General features: G+C 63.0%; 13 protein-coding genes. 9 read left to right on the top strand and 4 right to left on the bottom strand.

Annotated elements, in window-relative coordinates; genetic code table 11:
* Entirely contained in the window at positions 1-1,806 is a 1,806-nt protein-coding gene (locus IF103_RS18865) for a cation:proton antiporter (RefSeq protein WP_104883362.1), read from the bottom strand.
* 68 nt (positions 1,807-1,874) lie between these two features.
* Between IF103_RS18865 and xerD the strand changes: the two genes are divergently transcribed.
* From xerD to IF103_RS18835, 6 genes are all read left to right on the top strand, one after another.
* Complete coding sequence (gene xerD, locus IF103_RS18860) at positions 1,875-2,771, top strand: site-specific tyrosine recombinase XerD (RefSeq protein WP_023382036.1); 897 nt, start codon at positions 1,875-1,877, stop codon at positions 2,769-2,771.
* A 153-nt stretch (positions 2,772-2,924) separates the two neighbouring features.
* Complete coding sequence (locus IF103_RS18855; protein ID WP_023382035.1) at positions 2,925-3,686, top strand: thioredoxin fold domain-containing protein; 762 nt, start codon at positions 2,925-2,927, stop codon at positions 3,684-3,686.
* Positions 3,687-3,768: 82 nt separating this feature from the next.
* The gene (locus tag IF103_RS18850; protein WP_202675575.1) at positions 3,769-5,073 is read left to right on the top strand and encodes a homoserine dehydrogenase; all 1,305 of its coding nucleotides are present in this window, start codon (positions 3,769-3,771) and stop codon (positions 5,071-5,073) included.
* 59 nt (positions 5,074-5,132) lie between these two features.
* Positions 5,133-6,542 (top strand): threonine synthase, encoded by a 1,410-nt coding sequence (gene thrC, locus IF103_RS18845; RefSeq protein ID WP_023382033.1) that lies wholly within the window; start codon positions 5,133-5,135, stop codon positions 6,540-6,542.
* A gap of 176 nt (positions 6,543-6,718) precedes the next feature.
* Positions 6,719-7,123: a hypothetical protein gene (locus IF103_RS18840; RefSeq protein ID WP_027906550.1), complete on the top strand. Its 405-nt coding sequence runs from the start codon at positions 6,719-6,721 to the stop codon at positions 7,121-7,123.
* A 79-nt stretch (positions 7,124-7,202) separates the two neighbouring features.
* Entirely contained in the window at positions 7,203-7,484 is a 282-nt protein-coding gene (locus IF103_RS18835; RefSeq protein ID WP_023382031.1) for a DUF3509 domain-containing protein, read from the top strand.
* Between the two features lie 129 nt (positions 7,485-7,613).
* On the opposite strand, the gene IF103_RS18830 is transcribed toward IF103_RS18835, so the two are convergent.
* Both IF103_RS18830 and IF103_RS18825 read right to left on the bottom strand, forming a co-directional pair.
* The gene (locus IF103_RS18830; protein WP_023382030.1) at positions 7,614-8,489 is read right to left on the bottom strand and encodes a TIGR02285 family protein; all 876 of its coding nucleotides are present in this window, start codon (positions 8,487-8,489) and stop codon (positions 7,614-7,616) included.
* 17 nt (positions 8,490-8,506) lie between these two features.
* A complete protein-coding gene (locus IF103_RS18825) occupies positions 8,507-9,706 on the bottom strand; it encodes a CaiB/BaiF CoA transferase family protein (protein ID WP_023382029.1) in 1,200 nt (399 codons plus the stop codon).
* 132 nt (positions 9,707-9,838) lie between these two features.
* On the opposite strand from IF103_RS18825, the gene IF103_RS18820 reads away from it, so the two are divergent.
* From IF103_RS18820 to IF103_RS18810, 3 genes are all read left to right on the top strand, one after another.
* Positions 9,839-10,381 carry a YaeQ family protein gene (locus IF103_RS18820; protein ID WP_023382028.1) on the top strand — a complete coding sequence of 181 codons (543 nt, stop codon included), beginning with the start codon at positions 9,839-9,841 and terminating at the stop codon, positions 10,379-10,381.
* 30 nt (positions 10,382-10,411) lie between these two features.
* Positions 10,412-12,121, top strand: a complete 1,710-nt coding sequence (gene recJ, locus IF103_RS18815) for a single-stranded-DNA-specific exonuclease RecJ (RefSeq protein ID WP_023382027.1) — start codon at positions 10,412-10,414, stop codon at positions 12,119-12,121.
* A gap of 366 nt (positions 12,122-12,487) precedes the next feature.
* Positions 12,488-13,594, top strand: a complete 1,107-nt coding sequence (locus IF103_RS18810) for an NADH:flavin oxidoreductase/NADH oxidase (protein ID WP_104881340.1) — start codon at positions 12,488-12,490, stop codon at positions 13,592-13,594.
* A gap of 243 nt (positions 13,595-13,837) precedes the next feature.
* Here the strand turns inward: IF103_RS18810 and IF103_RS18805 are convergent, their stop codons facing one another.
* Positions 13,838-15,262 (bottom strand): gamma-aminobutyraldehyde dehydrogenase, encoded by a 1,425-nt coding sequence (locus tag IF103_RS18805; protein WP_023382025.1) that lies wholly within the window; start codon positions 15,260-15,262, stop codon positions 13,838-13,840.
* Positions 15,263-15,264 lie beyond the last annotated feature (2 nt).

Here is a 15,264-nt window from a genome sequence, read left to right as displayed (position 1 = left end):
TCATTGGGCCGGAGCAGGCTCGATCAACGCCACCAAGGTCCACCCTGGTTGCGGCGCGAGCGAGTTGTCCGGGCTGGCCACATGGACCCAACCATGGTCGTCACGGGCGAACAGCAGGTGCGCACGCTCCCCATGCAGCGCCTGATAGTCTTCCCAGTCGAATCCTTGGGTAAGGTGGGTGCTGTAGAGCTCTGCGCCCTGATGCAGGCGGTTGGCCAGTTGCAGGTAGGTCATTGGGCTCGCACCCAGTAAATGCCCGCGATGCTCCTCGGCGGCCCGATGTTTGTCGCTTCGCTGTTTTTCCAGTCCGCTGGCGAGCACGAACAGGCGGCTATGGCCGAAATCATGGCGAAAGCGCGCACAGGCCAGGGTGTTGATCTCGCCAGCCGGCGACAGGCCAAGGAGATGGCCGAGACCGACCAGGTCCAGGTGCGCGTCGGCATGTTGCGAGGCCGGGTTGCCGAAATAGGTGGGCAGCCCGTCCATGCGTGCAGCACGGATGTTCTCCCAGCTCGAATCGGTCAGCAGTACCCGGCAACCCAACTGTTGCAGGGCTTTGCCGATGGCGCGCGCCGGCTCGTTGGCGCCGACGATGAGGAAGCCGCTCGGTGCCGGCTCGGCAACCTTGAGCAGGCGCGCCAGGGGCCTGGCTGTGGCGCTTTGCAGCACCACCGTGCCGATGATCACGGCGAATGTCAGCGGTACCAGCAGCAAGGCATCCTGGTGCCCGGCTTCGTGCAGGCGGATGGCAAAAATCGCCGAAACCGCTGCGGCGACGATGCCTCGCGGGGCAATCCAGGCCAGGAGTGCGCGTTCGCGCCAGTTCAGTGGTGAGCCCAGGGTGGAGACGAGCACGTTCAACGGGCGTGCCAGCAATTGTATGACCAGCAGCAGGGCCCATACGGCAGGGCCGAGGGCCAGTAGCGCATGCAGGTCCAGGCGCGCAGCCAGCAGAATGAACAGTCCGGAAATCAGCAGTACGCTGAGGTTTTCCTTGAAGTGCAGGATCTGCCGGACATCCACGCCCGGCATGTTGGCCAGCCACATGCCCATCACCGTCACTGCCAGCAGCCCCGACTCGTGAACGATCTGGTTGGCGGCAATGAAGATGCCCAGCACGGCCGCCAGCGATGCCAGGTTGTGCAGGTATTCCGGCAGCCACTGGGCGCGCATGATCTGGCCCAACAGCCAGCCTCCGGCGGCGCCGAGTGCACAACCGCAGAAGATCACCCCGGCGAAGGTCACCAGGCTCTGGCTCAGACCGTTACCCTCTGCGCTGGCAATGATGAAGCTGTACACCACCACTGCCAGCAGTGCACCAATCGGGTCGATGACGATACCTTCCCAGCGCAGGATGTTGGCGATGGTGGTGTTAGGCCGTACGACCCTGAGCATGGGCACGATGACCGTGGGGCCGGTGACCAGGGTCAGGGCCCCGAACAGAATCGCCAGAGGCCAGTCGAAACCCAGCAGCCAATGGGTCGCGACAGCGATCACTGCCCATGTGGTCAGCGCGCCGAGCGTCACCAACCGGTGCACCACGCTGCCGATCTCTCGCCACTGTGACAGGTGCAAGGTCAGGCTGCCCTCGAACAGAATCAGGGCCACCGCCAGCGAGACCAGCGGCATCAGCAACGATCCGAACAATGCCTGCGGGTCGAGCCAGCCCAACACCGGGCCTGCGAGAATGCCGCACAACAGAAGAAAGAGAATGGCCGGCAATTTCAGGCGCCAGGCCAGCCATTGGCAGGCGAGGGCGGCCGCTCCGATGCCACCGAAGCTCAGAAGGATTTGCTGTTCGCTCATGCGGGCTCCCTATGCCTGCGTTGTTATGAAAGACTAAGCGTCATTTCGTTCTTCGCCACCGAGTTTTCATGCCCGCTCTAGACCACCCACTGATCGACCAATTCCTCGACGCTCTGTGGCTTGAAAAAGGCCTGTCCGACAACACCCGCGTTTCCTATCGCAGTGACCTGGCCTTGTTCAACGGCTGGCTGCAGGAGCGTGGCGTAAGTCTGCCCGACGCCGGCCGCGACCTGATCCTCGATCATTTGGCATGGCGGTTCGACCAAGGCTACAAGCCGCGTTCCACCGCGCGATTTTTGTCTGGGCTGCGTGGCTTCTTTCGTTATCTGCTGCGAGAAAGGCGGGTGGGGGTCGACCCGACCCTGCTGGTAGAGATGCCCCAGTTAGGTCGTCCGTTGCCCAAATCGTTGTCCGAGGCCGACGTCGAGGCACTGCTCCTTGCGCCGGACCTTGGCGAAGCCATCGGTGAGCGCGACCGGGCCATGCTCGAAGTGCTGTATGCCTGTGGCTTGCGGGTAACCGAACTGGTCAGCCTGACGCTCGATCAGGTCAATCTGCGCCAGGGTGTTCTGCGGGTAATGGGCAAAGGCAGCAAGGAGCGTCTGGTGCCCATGGGCGAGGAGGCGGTGGTCTGGCTGGAGCGTTACCTGCGTCAAGGCCGCAGCGAACTGCTCAATGGCCGCCCCAGCGACGTGCTGTTTCCCAGCTTGCGCGGCGAGCAGATGACCCGGCAGACGTTCTGGCACCGCATCAAGCACCATGCCCGGGTTGCCGGCATCGACAAACCTCTTTCGCCCCACACTTTGCGCCACGCCTTCGCCACGCATCTGCTGAACCATGGCGCCGACTTACGTGTCGTGCAGATGCTGCTGGGCCACAGTGACCTGTCGACCACGCAGATCTACACCCATGTTGCCAAGGCGCGCCTGCAGCAACTGCACGCCCAGCATCACCCCCGTGGATGAATCATTTTCATGTTCCGCCGACCGGTACCCGTAGACCCATTCAGCACCCGTCTGATGTGGTAGGCTTGAGCGGTTTAGCACCAAGGGCCGCTTGGTTGCCGCGTTTTTGCGCGTACAACGTCCCCCGGCCCCGGTTCGCCTTCAGGAGTTCCCATGCGCTTGACCCAGATGTTCGCCGCCGCCGCCCTGGCGCTGGCCAGTACCTTTGCCGTCGCCGCGGCCACCGATGCCAATAGCGGCGCGGAGCAGGCTATTCGCAAGTCGTTGCAGAACCTCGAGCTGGAAGTTCCAGTGGAAAGCGTGGCCAGCAGCCCGGTCAGTGGCCTGTACGAGGTCAAACTGCAGGGTGGTCGCGTGCTGTATGCCAGTGCCGACGGCCAGTTCGTCATGCAGGGCTACCTGTTCCAGATCCAGGATGGCAAGCCGGTCAACCTGACCGAAAAGGCCGAACGCCTTGGTATCGCCAAGCTCATCAACGGCATTCCAGCCGCCGAGATGGTGGTTTATCCTGCCAAGGGCGAAACCAAGTCGCACATCACCGTGTTCACCGACACCACCTGCCCGTATTGCCACAAGCTTCACGCCGAAGTGCCTGAGCTGAACCGTCGCGGTATCGAAGTGCGCTATGTCGCCTTCCCGCGTCAGGGCCTCGGCTCGCCGGGCGATGAACAGTTGCAGGCGGTGTGGTGCTCCAGTGATCGCCGCGCGGCCCTGGACAAGATGATCGATGGCAAGGAAATCAAGGCCGCCAAGTGCACCAACCCGGTCAGCAAGCAGTTCCAGCTGGGGCAGTCGATCGGTGTCAATGGCACACCGGCGATCGTCCTGGAAAACGGCCAGGTGATTCCGGGCTACCAGCCCGCGCCGCAAGTGGCCAAGCTGGCCCTGGCTGGCCAGCAGCAGGCCGCCAAGTAATTCATTCAGTACGCCGTCGTCATGGGGTGACGGCATGTTTCACGGTCGGCGCAGGTGCCGGCCGTTCAATGGGGAGTTCACAGTGAAACCGGTCAAAGTAGGCATCTGTGGGTTGGGGACCGTCGGTGGCGGAACCTTCAATGTACTTCAGCGCAACGCCGAGGAGATTGCCCGCCGTGCCGGGCGCGGTATTGAAGTGGCACAGATCGCCATGCGCTCGCAGAACCCGAACTGCCAGATTACCGGTACCCCCATTACCGCTGATGTGTTCGACGTTGCGAGCAACCCGGAGATCGACATCGTCATCGAGCTGATCGGTGGCTACACCGTTGCCCGCGACCTGGTGCTCAAGGCCATCGAGAATGGCAAGCACGTGGTCACCGCCAACAAGGCGCTGATTGCCGTGCATGGCAACGAAATCTTCGCCAAGGCCCGCGAGAAAGGCGTCATCGTTGCCTTCGAAGCGGCGGTGGCCGGCGGCATCCCGGTGATCAAGGCCATTCGCGAAGGCCTCTCGGCCAACCGTATCAACTGGCTGGCCGGCATCATCAACGGCACCGGCAACTTCATCCTCACCGAGATGCGCGAGAAGGGCCGTGCCTTCCCCGACGTGCTGGCCGAAGCCCAGGCGCTGGGCTATGCCGAAGCCGACCCGACCTTCGACGTCGAAGGCATCGATGCTGCGCACAAACTGACCATTCTGGCGTCCATTGCCTTCGGTATCCCGCTGCAGTTCGACAAGGCCTATACCGAGGGCATCACCCAGCTGACCACCGCCGATGTGAACTACGCAGAGGCCCTTGGTTATCGCATCAAGCACCTGGGCGTTGCTCGCAGCACGCCAGCGGGCATCGAACTGCGCGTGCACCCGACGCTGATTCCGGCAGACCGGCTGATCGCCAACGTCAACGGTGTGATGAACGCCGTGATGGTCAACGGCGACGCTGCAGGGTCGACCCTGTACTACGGCGCTGGCGCCGGCATGGAACCGACCGCATCGTCGGTGGTGGCCGACCTGGTCGACGTGGTCCGCGCGATGACTTCCGACCCGGAGAACCGCGTGCCGCACCTGGCCTTCCAGCCAGACTCGCTGTCGGCTCACCCGATCCTGCCGATCGAAGCCTGTGAAAGCGCCTACTACCTGCGTATCCAGGCCAAGGACCACCCGGGCGTACTGGCCCAGGTTGCCAGCATTCTTTCCGAACGCGGCATCAACATTGAGTCGATCATGCAGAAGGAAGCCGAGGAGCAGGACGGCCTGGTACCGATGATTCTGCTGACCCACGGTGTGGTCGAGCAGCGCATCAACGACGCCATCGTCGCCCTGGAGGCCTTGCATGACGTGGTCGGCAAGGTCGTGCGCATCCGCGTCGAACAGCTCAACTAACAAATACTGCCGTCGGGCCGCCAGCGCGGCCCGGGCCCCAGCACCGAAGGTTTGTACCCATGCGCTATATCAGCACCCGCGGCCAGGCACCGGCCCTGAACTTCGAAGACGTCCTGCTGGCGGGCCTTGCCAGCGATGGCGGCCTGTACGTACCGGAAAACCTGCCGCGCTTCACCCAGGAAGAAATCGCCTCCTGGGCTGGCCTGCCGTACCACGAATTGGCATTCCGCGTGATGCGTCCGTTCGTCGACGGCAGCATCGCCGATGCCGATTTCAAGAAGATCCTCGAGGAAACCTACGGCGAGTTCGCCCATGCCGCGGTAGCGCCGCTGCGTCAGCTCAACACCAACGAGTGGGTGATGGAGCTGTTCCACGGCCCGACCCTGGCGTTCAAGGATTTCGCCCTGCAATTGCTCGGTCGTCTGCTGGACCACGTACTGGCCAAGCGCGGCGAGCGTGTGGTGATCATCGGCGCCACCAGTGGTGACACCGGCTCCGCCGCTATCGAAGGCTGCCGTCGCTGCGACAACGTCGACATCTTCATCCTGCACCCGCACCAGCGTGTTTCGGAAGTCCAGCGTCGTCAGATGACCACCATCTTCGGCGACAACATCCACAACATCGCCATCGAAGGCAACTTCGACGACTGCCAGGAGATGGTCAAGGCCAGCTTCGCCGACCAGTCGTTCCTCAAAGGCACTCGTCTGGTCGCGGTCAACTCGATCAACTGGGCGCGCATCATGGCCCAGATCGTCTACTACTTCCACGCAGCACTGCAGCTGGGTGGCCCGGCTCGCTCGGTGGCATTCTCGGTACCGACCGGCAACTTCGGCGATATCTTCGCAGGCTACCTGGCCCGCAACATGGGCTTGCCGATCAGCCAGCTGGTGGTGGCCACCAACCGTAACGACATCCTGCACCGCTTCATGAGCGGCAACCAGTACGTCAAGGAAACCCTGCACGCGACCCTGTCGCCGTCGATGGACATCATGGTTTCTTCCAACTTCGAGCGCCTGCTTTTCGACCTGCACGGTCGCAACGGAGCAGCGATCGCCGAGTTGATGGCGAACTTCAAGCAAGGGGGTGGTTTCAGCGTCGAGCAAGACCGCTGGACCGAAGCGCGCAAGCTGTTCGATTCGCTGGCGGTGAACGACGAGCAGACCTGCCAGACCATCGCCGAGGTGTTCGCCACTACGGGTGAGGTGCTCGATCCGCACACCGCCATTGGCGTCAAGGCCGCCCGCGAGTGCCGTCGCAGCCTCGACACCCCGATGGTGGTGCTGGGTACCGCGCACCCGGTCAAGTTCCCGGAAGCGGTGGAAAAGGCGGGCGTTGGCAAGGCGCTGGAACTGCCGGCTCACCTGAGCGACCTGTTCAGCCGTGAGGAACGTTGCACGGTACTGGCCAACGACCTCAAGGCGGTCCAGGCCTTCGTCAGCCAGCACGGCAACCGCGGCAAGCCGCTGTAATCCCGGCAACCTGACAAACAGGCGCCTGCGACGTACTGCAGGCGCCTGCTTGCTGGCGATAGGTTGCGGCGCGCACTTATCGCTGACGAATTTTCCGAAACCCCTTTCAGATATCTCCTATATAAGGCGTTTGGTGCCCCGCCTAGAGTGACCGGTCCTCCCATCAGGAGCGGTTCATGCATCAGCCCCACGTCTTGCTCCACCAGCCACGCCCCTCTCACCAGATCCTCCTGCATCAGGCCTGTAATGCCGTGGGCGTTTTCAATGTGCGCGTCATTCCAACGCTCGATGACCTGTATGCGTGCCTGGCATGCGAGCAGGTCGCCGATGTGCTGGTCCTCGACCATGCCATTGCGCCTGAAAGCGGCATGGCCCTGCTGGAGCAGATCGCAAACAAGCGCTGCTTGCGCGCTTTGCTGTTCGTCGGCCAGGCGAACGAGGGCTGCCTGAACCTCGCCAACGAAGCCCGGCGGCGCGGTCTTTGGGTGTTGGCCGAGCTGCCTTGGCCGCTGCCAATGCCGCGCTGGCAACAGGCCTTGCAGCGTATTCAAACTGTCATCTCACCTACGCATGCTCATTGAAGCGAATGCTTCATGGCGAACTTTGCACCGTATTCGCAGGTCAGTTCCTTCATGTCCCACCACCCAGCGAGTGATCCGGATGGAAAGAATCTGCAAGCTGCTCAATGACGCACTTTCCCCTTATAAAACCCAACTCGGTGAAGCGCAGGCCAGCGGTAATCGCTTGCTGAGCGTGTACGACAGTCTTGGTAGCCTGACGCTCAGGCGCACCGTCAGTGTGCGCCAGTTGCAGGAACAACGCTTGTTGATCGACTTGGTGGATGGCCTGCACCGCGACCTGCAGATCGCAGAGGGTCGCTTGCAGCCCTGTATGATAGCGGCACTGCAGCAACGGCCTGCAAGCCAGGGAACCTTTGCATGAAGGGGGTATCAGACACAGTAGGGCAGCCAGCCAGAACTTCGCTCCGGTGATGGCGGGGCTGTCACGGGAAGCCCATGAGGGCTTTCGATTGACCCCGGGCGTCTTCCCCAGCGCTCCGGGGTTTCTTTTTCATGGGGTGTGGAAAAAGTGGCGGCTCTGTTCCAGATAACTCTCACGTTGCTCGGGATCGAGCCAGTGCGAGTAATAGAGCGGCAGCGTGTCCTGACGAAGCGCCGGTAGCAACTGGTCGATATGCTCGACCACTTGGCGCCCCATCGGTGTGTCCGAGCAGCCTACGTGAAGGAACTGGAAGCGGTTCACACCCAAGATAGGGTAGAAGAGGTAGTCATCCGCCGAGCCCCCTTGTTGCCCTGTCAGGTAGTTGACCTCGTGCCGATACCCCAGCATCAGCTTCAGTCGCCCTTTCTGCTGCATCTGCAGAAGACTGGCGGTAGCCTCGTTGCCGTAATGGCGGCTGAAGGCTTCGTCGGGCAACTGACGCAGTATCGCGTCGATCTGGGCGCTGTAGCTGCGCTCGGCGACAATGCCTAGTTTAAGCCGTGTGTCGGTGAGCAAGCGCTTGAGATCCACCTGCTGGTCATCCAAAAATGGTTCGACCACGTCGCGGTCTTGCTTGCGGACCAGCAGCCCACCGCTCAGCACGCCCAGGGATGGAATGGAGAAATGCACGAACTTTTCCCGCTCTGGCGTCCACAGTAGTGTCGGGTCGCACGTGAGGCTGCGCGGGTCCTGGAGCATCTGAATCCCGCGGGCTCGGTTAACCCGCACGATGTCATGTTCATACTCCGGCATCTGCGAGATCAACAGCGGCAGCAGTTGGTCGATGACACCCTGGCCTTTCTCTGTCCCTTCGAAAATGGTGAACGGCGGCAGGTCTCGCACCAGCCACAGCACGCGTTCCTTGGCCAGCGCCGGCCCAGTGGCCAGGGTAGCCAGCAGGCCAAGCAGGCCGGTCAGCCGACGTAGCAGGCCAGGTGCTGGCATGGGCGGGCGCGGCGGTATCAGACTGCGCCACTCTGGCGCAGGTTGGCGATGGCGGCAGCGTCATATCCCAGGCGCTCAAGCACGGCGTCGGTATGTTCTCCCAGTGCTGGGCCAACCCACTCGGCAGAACCGGGTGTTTCCGACAGCTTTGGCACGATGCCAGGCATCTTGAACGGCTTGCCGTCAGGCAGGCGAGCCTGGAGGAACATTTCGCGCGCGAGGTACTGTGGATCGTTGAACATGTCCTCGGCCGAGTAGATCCGGCTTGCCGGTACCTCGGCGCTGGTGAGTACCTGCATGACTTGCTCCAGCGTCAGGCTGTTGGCCCAGCGGTCGATCACCCCATATAGCTCGTCGCGCCGCAGGTCGCGGCCATCATTGGTGGCCAGGCTTGGGTCGTTGGCCAGGTCGTCGCGGCCGACGGCGTGCATGAAGCGTTTGAAGATCGCATCACCGTTGGCGCCGATCTGCACATGCTTGCCGTCGGCGGTGGTGTGGATGGAGGAGGGGGTGATGCCTGGCATGATGTTGCCGGTGCGTTCGCGGATAAAACCGAACACATCGAACTCCGGGACCATGCTTTCCATCATGGCGAAAATCGCCTCGTACAACGCCACGTCGACGACCTGGCCCTGGCCGCCATTGACTTCACGATGGCGCAGAGCCATCAATGCCCCGATCACGCCCCACAGGGCGGCGATCGAGTCACCGATGGAAATCCCGGTGCGCACCGGCGGGCGGTCTTCGAAACCGGTGATGTAACGCAGCCCGCCCATCGACTCGCCAACCGCACCGAAACCGGGCTGATCTTTCATCGGGCCGGTCTGGCCGAAGCCGGACAGGCGCACCATCACCAGTTTCGGATTCAGAGCCTGCAGCACATCCCAGCCCAGGCCAAGTTTTTCCAGCACCCCTGGACGGAAGTTCTCGATGAGAATGTCGGCTTCGGCCAATAGCCGCTTGAGGACTTCGCGGCCTTCCGGGTGTTTGAGGTTAAGGGTCAGCGACTGCTTGTTGCGGGCCTGGACGAACCACCACAGCGAGGTGCCTTCGTAGAGTTTACGCCACTTGCGCAGTGGGTCGCCGCCGTCGGGGGACTCGACCTTGATCACCTCGGCGCCGAATTCGGCGCAGATGCGCGAGGCGAACGGGCCGGCGATGAGGGTGCCGAGTTCGATGACTTTCAGACCTGCGAGGGGTTTGCTGGGCGTAGGCATGTGGCATCCGTGGCGACTGGGCAGAGCGGTGGTTTTATCATAGGTCGCTGGCGGCAGAAACTGCTGCGCGGCAACGACGTCGCGTATCGGTTAGACTGTGCCACTTTTCTTTGCGCAAGAAGCCCGTCGACCATGGCCCAGCCGTCCACCACCTACAAATTCGAACTGAATCTGACCGATCTTGACCGTGGCGTGTACGAAAACGTCAGGCAGACCATTGCCCGTCACCCTTCGGAAACCGAAGAGCGAATGGCCGTGCGTTTGCTGGCTTATGCCCTCTGGTACAACGAAAACCTGTCGTTCGGTCGTGGACTGTCCGATGTGGATGAAGCGGCGCTGTGGGAAAAAAGCCTGGATGATCGCATCCTGCACTGGATCGAAGTCGGCCAGCCGGACGCCGAGCGCCTGACCTGGTGCTCGCGCCGCACCGAGCGCACCAGCCTGCTGGCCTACGGCAGCCTGCGGGTTTGGGAAGGCAAGGTGGTGGGTGCGGTCAAGGGCCTGAAGAACCTCAGCATTGCCGCTGTGCCGCAAGAGGTGCTGGAAACCCTGGCCACCGACATGCCCCGCACCATCAAGTGGGACGTGATGATCAGCGAAGGGACGGTCTTCGTCACCGACGACCGTGGCCAGCACGAAGTGCAGTTGCAATGGCTGCTCGGTGAGCGTGGCTGACCTTCATAGACCCTGACTGCCGAAGCCATTATGCGTATCGAACCTCGCCCACTGCCGCCGACCCTGCCATTTCTGGGTAACCTACCCCCGTTGTTGACGCGCTTGTACGCCGCCCGTGGCGTGCAATCCGAGGCTGAGCTGGACAAAAGCCTGGGGCGCCTATTGCCGTACCAGCAACTCAAGGGGATCGAGGCGGCGGTCGACCTGTTGGTGGAGGCGATCGACCAGCGCCAGCGAATCCTCATCGTCGGCGACTTCGATGCCGACGGTGCGACGGCCAGTACGGTGGGCGTGCTCGGCCTGCGCTTGCTGGGTGCGGCCCATGTCGACTACCTGGTGCCCAATCGTTTCGAGTACGGCTACGGCCTGACCCCGGAGATTGTCCAGGTCGCATTGCAACGCCAGCCGCAATTGCTGGTCACAGTCGACAACGGGATCTCCAGCGTGGACGGTGTGGCTGCTGCAAAGGCCGCGGGGCTCAAGGTGCTGGTGACCGACCACCACCTGCCGGGCGAGCAATTGCCGGATGCCGACGCCATCGTCAACCCCAACCAGCCGGGCTGCGAGTTCCCAAGCAAGGCGCTGGCCGGCGTCGGGGTCATCTTCTACGTACTGATGGCCTTACGTGCGCGCCTACGCAGCCTGGGGCGCTACCAGACCCAAGCCCAACCGAATATCGGCGAGTTGCTCGACCTGGTGTCCCTTGGCAGTGTGGCGGACGTGGTGCCCCTGGATGCCAACAACCGCATCCTGGTGCACCAGGGCCTCGAGCGCATCCGTGCAGGCCGCGCTCGTCCTGGCCTCAAGGCCATCCTGGAAGTGGCGCGGCGTGATCATCGGCGTATCACCTCGACCGACCTCGGCTTCATTCTCGGCCCACGGCTGAACGCGGCCGGGCGACTGGATGACATGAGCCTGGGTATCGAATGCCTGCTGTGCGAGGACGCCGCCCTGGCGATGGACATGGCCCAGCAGCTGGATGACCTGAACCAGGACCGCAAGTCCATCGAGCAGGGCATGCAACGCGAAGCCCTGGCCCAGCTCAAGGACCTGCCGGTCGAGTCCATGCCCTATGGCCTGTGCCTGTTCGACGCCGACTGGCACCAGGGGGTGATCGGGATTCTTGCTTCGCGCCTGAAAGAGCGCTACCACCGTCCTACCATCGCGTTTGCCGATGCGGGGGAGGGCATGCTCAAGGGCTCGGCGCGCTCTGTGCCGGGCTTTCATATTCGCGATGCGTTGGATGCCGTGGCAGCCCGGCATCCGCAGCTGATCAGCAAGTTTGGTGGACATGCCATGGCCGCCGGGCTTTCCTTGCCGGAGGCCAACTTCCCGGCATTCGCCGAGGCGTTCGACGAGGAAGTCCGTCGCCAGTTGCGCGAGGAGGACCTGACCGGCCGCCTGTTGTCCGATGGCACCCTTGCGGTCGAAGAGTTCCACCTCGACCTGGCCAAGGCCCTGCGCAACGCCGGCCCTTGGGGGCAGCACTTCCCCGAACCGCTGTTCCATGGCGTGTTCCAACTGGTCGAGCAACGGGTGGTCGGCGAGCGGCACCTGAAGGTGGTGCTCAAGAGCGAATGTGGTGCCGTGAAGTTGGATGGCATTGCCTTCGGGATCGACCGCGAGGTCTGGCCAAACCCCACCGTGCGTTGGGTGGAATTGGCCTACAAGCTGGATGTGAACGAGTTTCGCGGTAATGAAAGCGTGCAGTTGATGATCGCCCACATGGAGCCGCGCTGAGCGCTCCTTCAGACGGCAGATCTGCATGACGGCATCCACGCGCCTGTCTGGAGGGTTTGGGGGCGTGAATCGAGCGCCGCTCGCGCGGCGCATCGCGAGCAAGGCTCGCTCCTGCAGACGCGTGCGGTCATTGGGCCGTGCACCAAGGCGATCGCGCGCAAATCGTGCAGGCATGACTGGCCCGAAGCAGCGGTAGGAGCGAGCCTTGCTCGCGATGCGCCGCGCGGGCGGCGCTCGGTTTCATAGCCACCGAAAATCTGTTGCCCTCCAATCTGGTCTAGTCTGATTAATGACCGGCACCGGGCCAGGGATGTGCACTTGAGTGTCCGGACTGGATCACCATTGGAGTCCTTGGGAGGTGCCCTCATGAGCCTGCTGCTCGAGCCTTACACCCTGCGTCAGTTGACGCTGCCCAACCGCATCGCGGTCTCGCCGATGTGCCAGTATTCTGCGATCGATGGCCTGGCCAACGATTGGCATCTCGTTCACCTGGGGAGCCGAGCCGTGGGTGGCGCCGGCTTGGTCATCAGCGAGGCCGTCGCGGTGACCGCCGATGGTCGGATCACTGCCGAAGACCTCGGCCTGTGGAACGACGATCAGATTGCGCCTTTGCAGCGCATTACCCGTTTCATTACCGCCCAGGGCGCCGTGCCGGGCATCCAGCTGGCCCACGCTGGGCGCAAGGCCAGTACGTATCGGCCCTGGTTGGGCAAGCAGGGCAGTGTGAAGATCGAAGACGGTGGCTGGCAGCCGGTGGGCCCCTCGAAGATCGCCTTCGACCCGCAGCACACGCCACCGCGCGAGTTGAGCAAGGACGAGATTCAGGGCGTGATCGATGCCTTCGTCGCCTCGACCGAGCGAGCGCTGAAAGCGGGCTTCAAGGTCGTCGAAGTCCACGCGGCCCATGGGTATCTCCTGCATCAGTTCCTCTCACCATTGAGTAACCAGCGCCGTGACGAGTACGGAAGCTGCTTCGAGAACCGCATCCGCCTGACCCTCCAGGTGGTGGAGGCCGTTCGCAAGGTCTGGCCGGCAGAACTGCCGCTGTTCGTGCGCGTCTCGGCAACCGACTGGGTCGAGGATGGCTGGAACCCGGATGAAACCGTCGAACTGGCGCGCCGCTTGCGGGTGCTGGGTGTCGACCTGATCGATGTTTCCTCCGGGGGCACCTCGGTCAACGCCGAGATTCCTACCGGCCCCGGCTATCAGACGCGCTTCGCTGAGCGCGTGCGCAAGGAGGCGGAGATTGCCACGGGCACCGTCGGCATGATCACCGAACCGGCCCAGGCCGAGCACATTCTGCGCACTGGCCAGGCCGACGTGATCTTCCTGGCCCGGGAACTCCTTCGCGATCCTTACTGGCCGCTGCATGCCGATGATGACCTGGGCGGCAACAAGGCCACCTGGCCGGCGCAGTATCAAAGGGCAACCAGCCGAGCCAACCCGATTCACGAATCGGATTTGCGGGATTAGGGCGTATGGCGACAGCGGTGGGGTGGGGCTGAAATCGAGCGCCGCGCGAGCTGCGCTCGCTCCCACAGGCGCATGCGAACGCCTTGTGGGTACGATGCGATATCGCGTCATGCGCCAAGACGTTCGCGCACAAATCCCACAGATTAATTGGCCCGGAACGATCGTAGGAGCGAGCGCAGCCCGCGGTGCGCTCGATCTTATTATTGGCGCTAGACCTCTAAAGGAATACCCCAGCCGGCAACCTCAATGTTTGATCATCACATGCCGCACACAGGTGTAGTCCTCCAGCCCGTACATCGACAGGTCCTTGCCATACCCTGAATGCTTCTGGCCGCCATGGGGCATTTCGCTGACCAGCATGAAATGGGTGTTGACCCAAGTGCAGCCATACTGCAAACGGGCGGCCAAACGGTGTGCCCGGCCCGTGTCGCGGGTCCATACCGATGAGGCCAGGCCGTACTCCGAGTCGTTGGCCCATGCCAGCGCTTGGGTTTCGTCAGTGAAACGGGTAACCGAAACCACCGGACCGAATACTTCATGGCGCACGATCTCGTCATCCTGAAGGGCATCGGCCAGCACGGTCGGCTCGAAGAAGAAACCATCACCCGGCAAGGCCTTGCCCCCGGTGACCAGGCGGATATGCGGCTGGGCGACGGCGCGTTGCACCAGGCCTGCGACCTTGTCGCGGTGCTGGGCGCTGATCAACGGGCCAAGCTCGGTATCTTCAGCGTCCTGCAGGCCGGGTTTGAGGCTGGCCACCGCCTTGCCCAGTCGTTCGACGAATTGCTCGTAGATGCCATCCTGCACATACAGGCGACAGGCGGCGGTGCAGTCCTGGCCGGCGTTGTAGAAGCCGAAGGTGCGGATGCCATCGATGGCTGCATCCAGGTCGGCATCGTCGAACACCAGCACCGGCGCCTTGCCGCCCAGTTCCATGTGCATGCGCTTCACGCTGTCGGCGGTGGCGCCGATGATGTGCGCACCGGTGGGGATGGAGCCGGTCAGTGACACCATGCGCACCTTGGGGTGGGTGACCAGCGGGTTGCCGACCGTCTGGCCGCGGCCGAAGAGGATGTTGAGTACCCCCGGCGGCAGCAGGCTCTGCGCCAGTTCACCCAGGCGCAGCGCGGTCAGCGGGGTCAGCTCCGAGGGCTTGATCACCACGGTATTGCCCGCCGCCAACGCTGGCGCGATCTTCCAGGCCAGCATCATCAGCGGGTAGTTCCAGGGGGCGATCGAGGCAACCACGCCCAGTGGGTCACGGCGAATCATCGAGGTGTGCCCGGGCAAGTATTCGCCAGCCGCAGAGCCGCCCAGGCAGCGCGCAGCACCGGCGAAGTAGCGGAACACATCGGCGATGGCCGGGATCTCGTCGTTCAGCGCCGCCGTGAAAGGCTTGCCGCAGTTCTGCGACTCTAGCCGGGCCAGTTCCTCGCCGTGATTTTCAAGGGTGTCGGCCAGCGCCAGCAGGGCAAGGGAGCGGTCCTTGGGGCTGGATTGGGACCAGCTGTCGAACGCCTGGTCCGCTGCGCACACGGCCTGGTCGACCTGTGCCTCGGTGGCTTCGTTGATTTGCGCCAGGGCACTGCCCAGGGCCGGGTTGAGCACGGTCCAGGTTGGCCCCTCGCCGGTCACCAGGCGGCCATTGATGAGCATTTGGGTTTGCATGG

It is taken from the genome of Pseudomonas sp. SK2 (genome assembly GCF_016772395.1).
In the GTDB taxonomy this organism is placed as follows: domain Bacteria; phylum Pseudomonadota; class Gammaproteobacteria; order Pseudomonadales; family Pseudomonadaceae; genus Aquipseudomonas; species Aquipseudomonas taiwanensis.
Note: the sequence above shows the minus strand (reverse complement) of the source record. Positions and strands in the feature narration are given on the sequence as shown.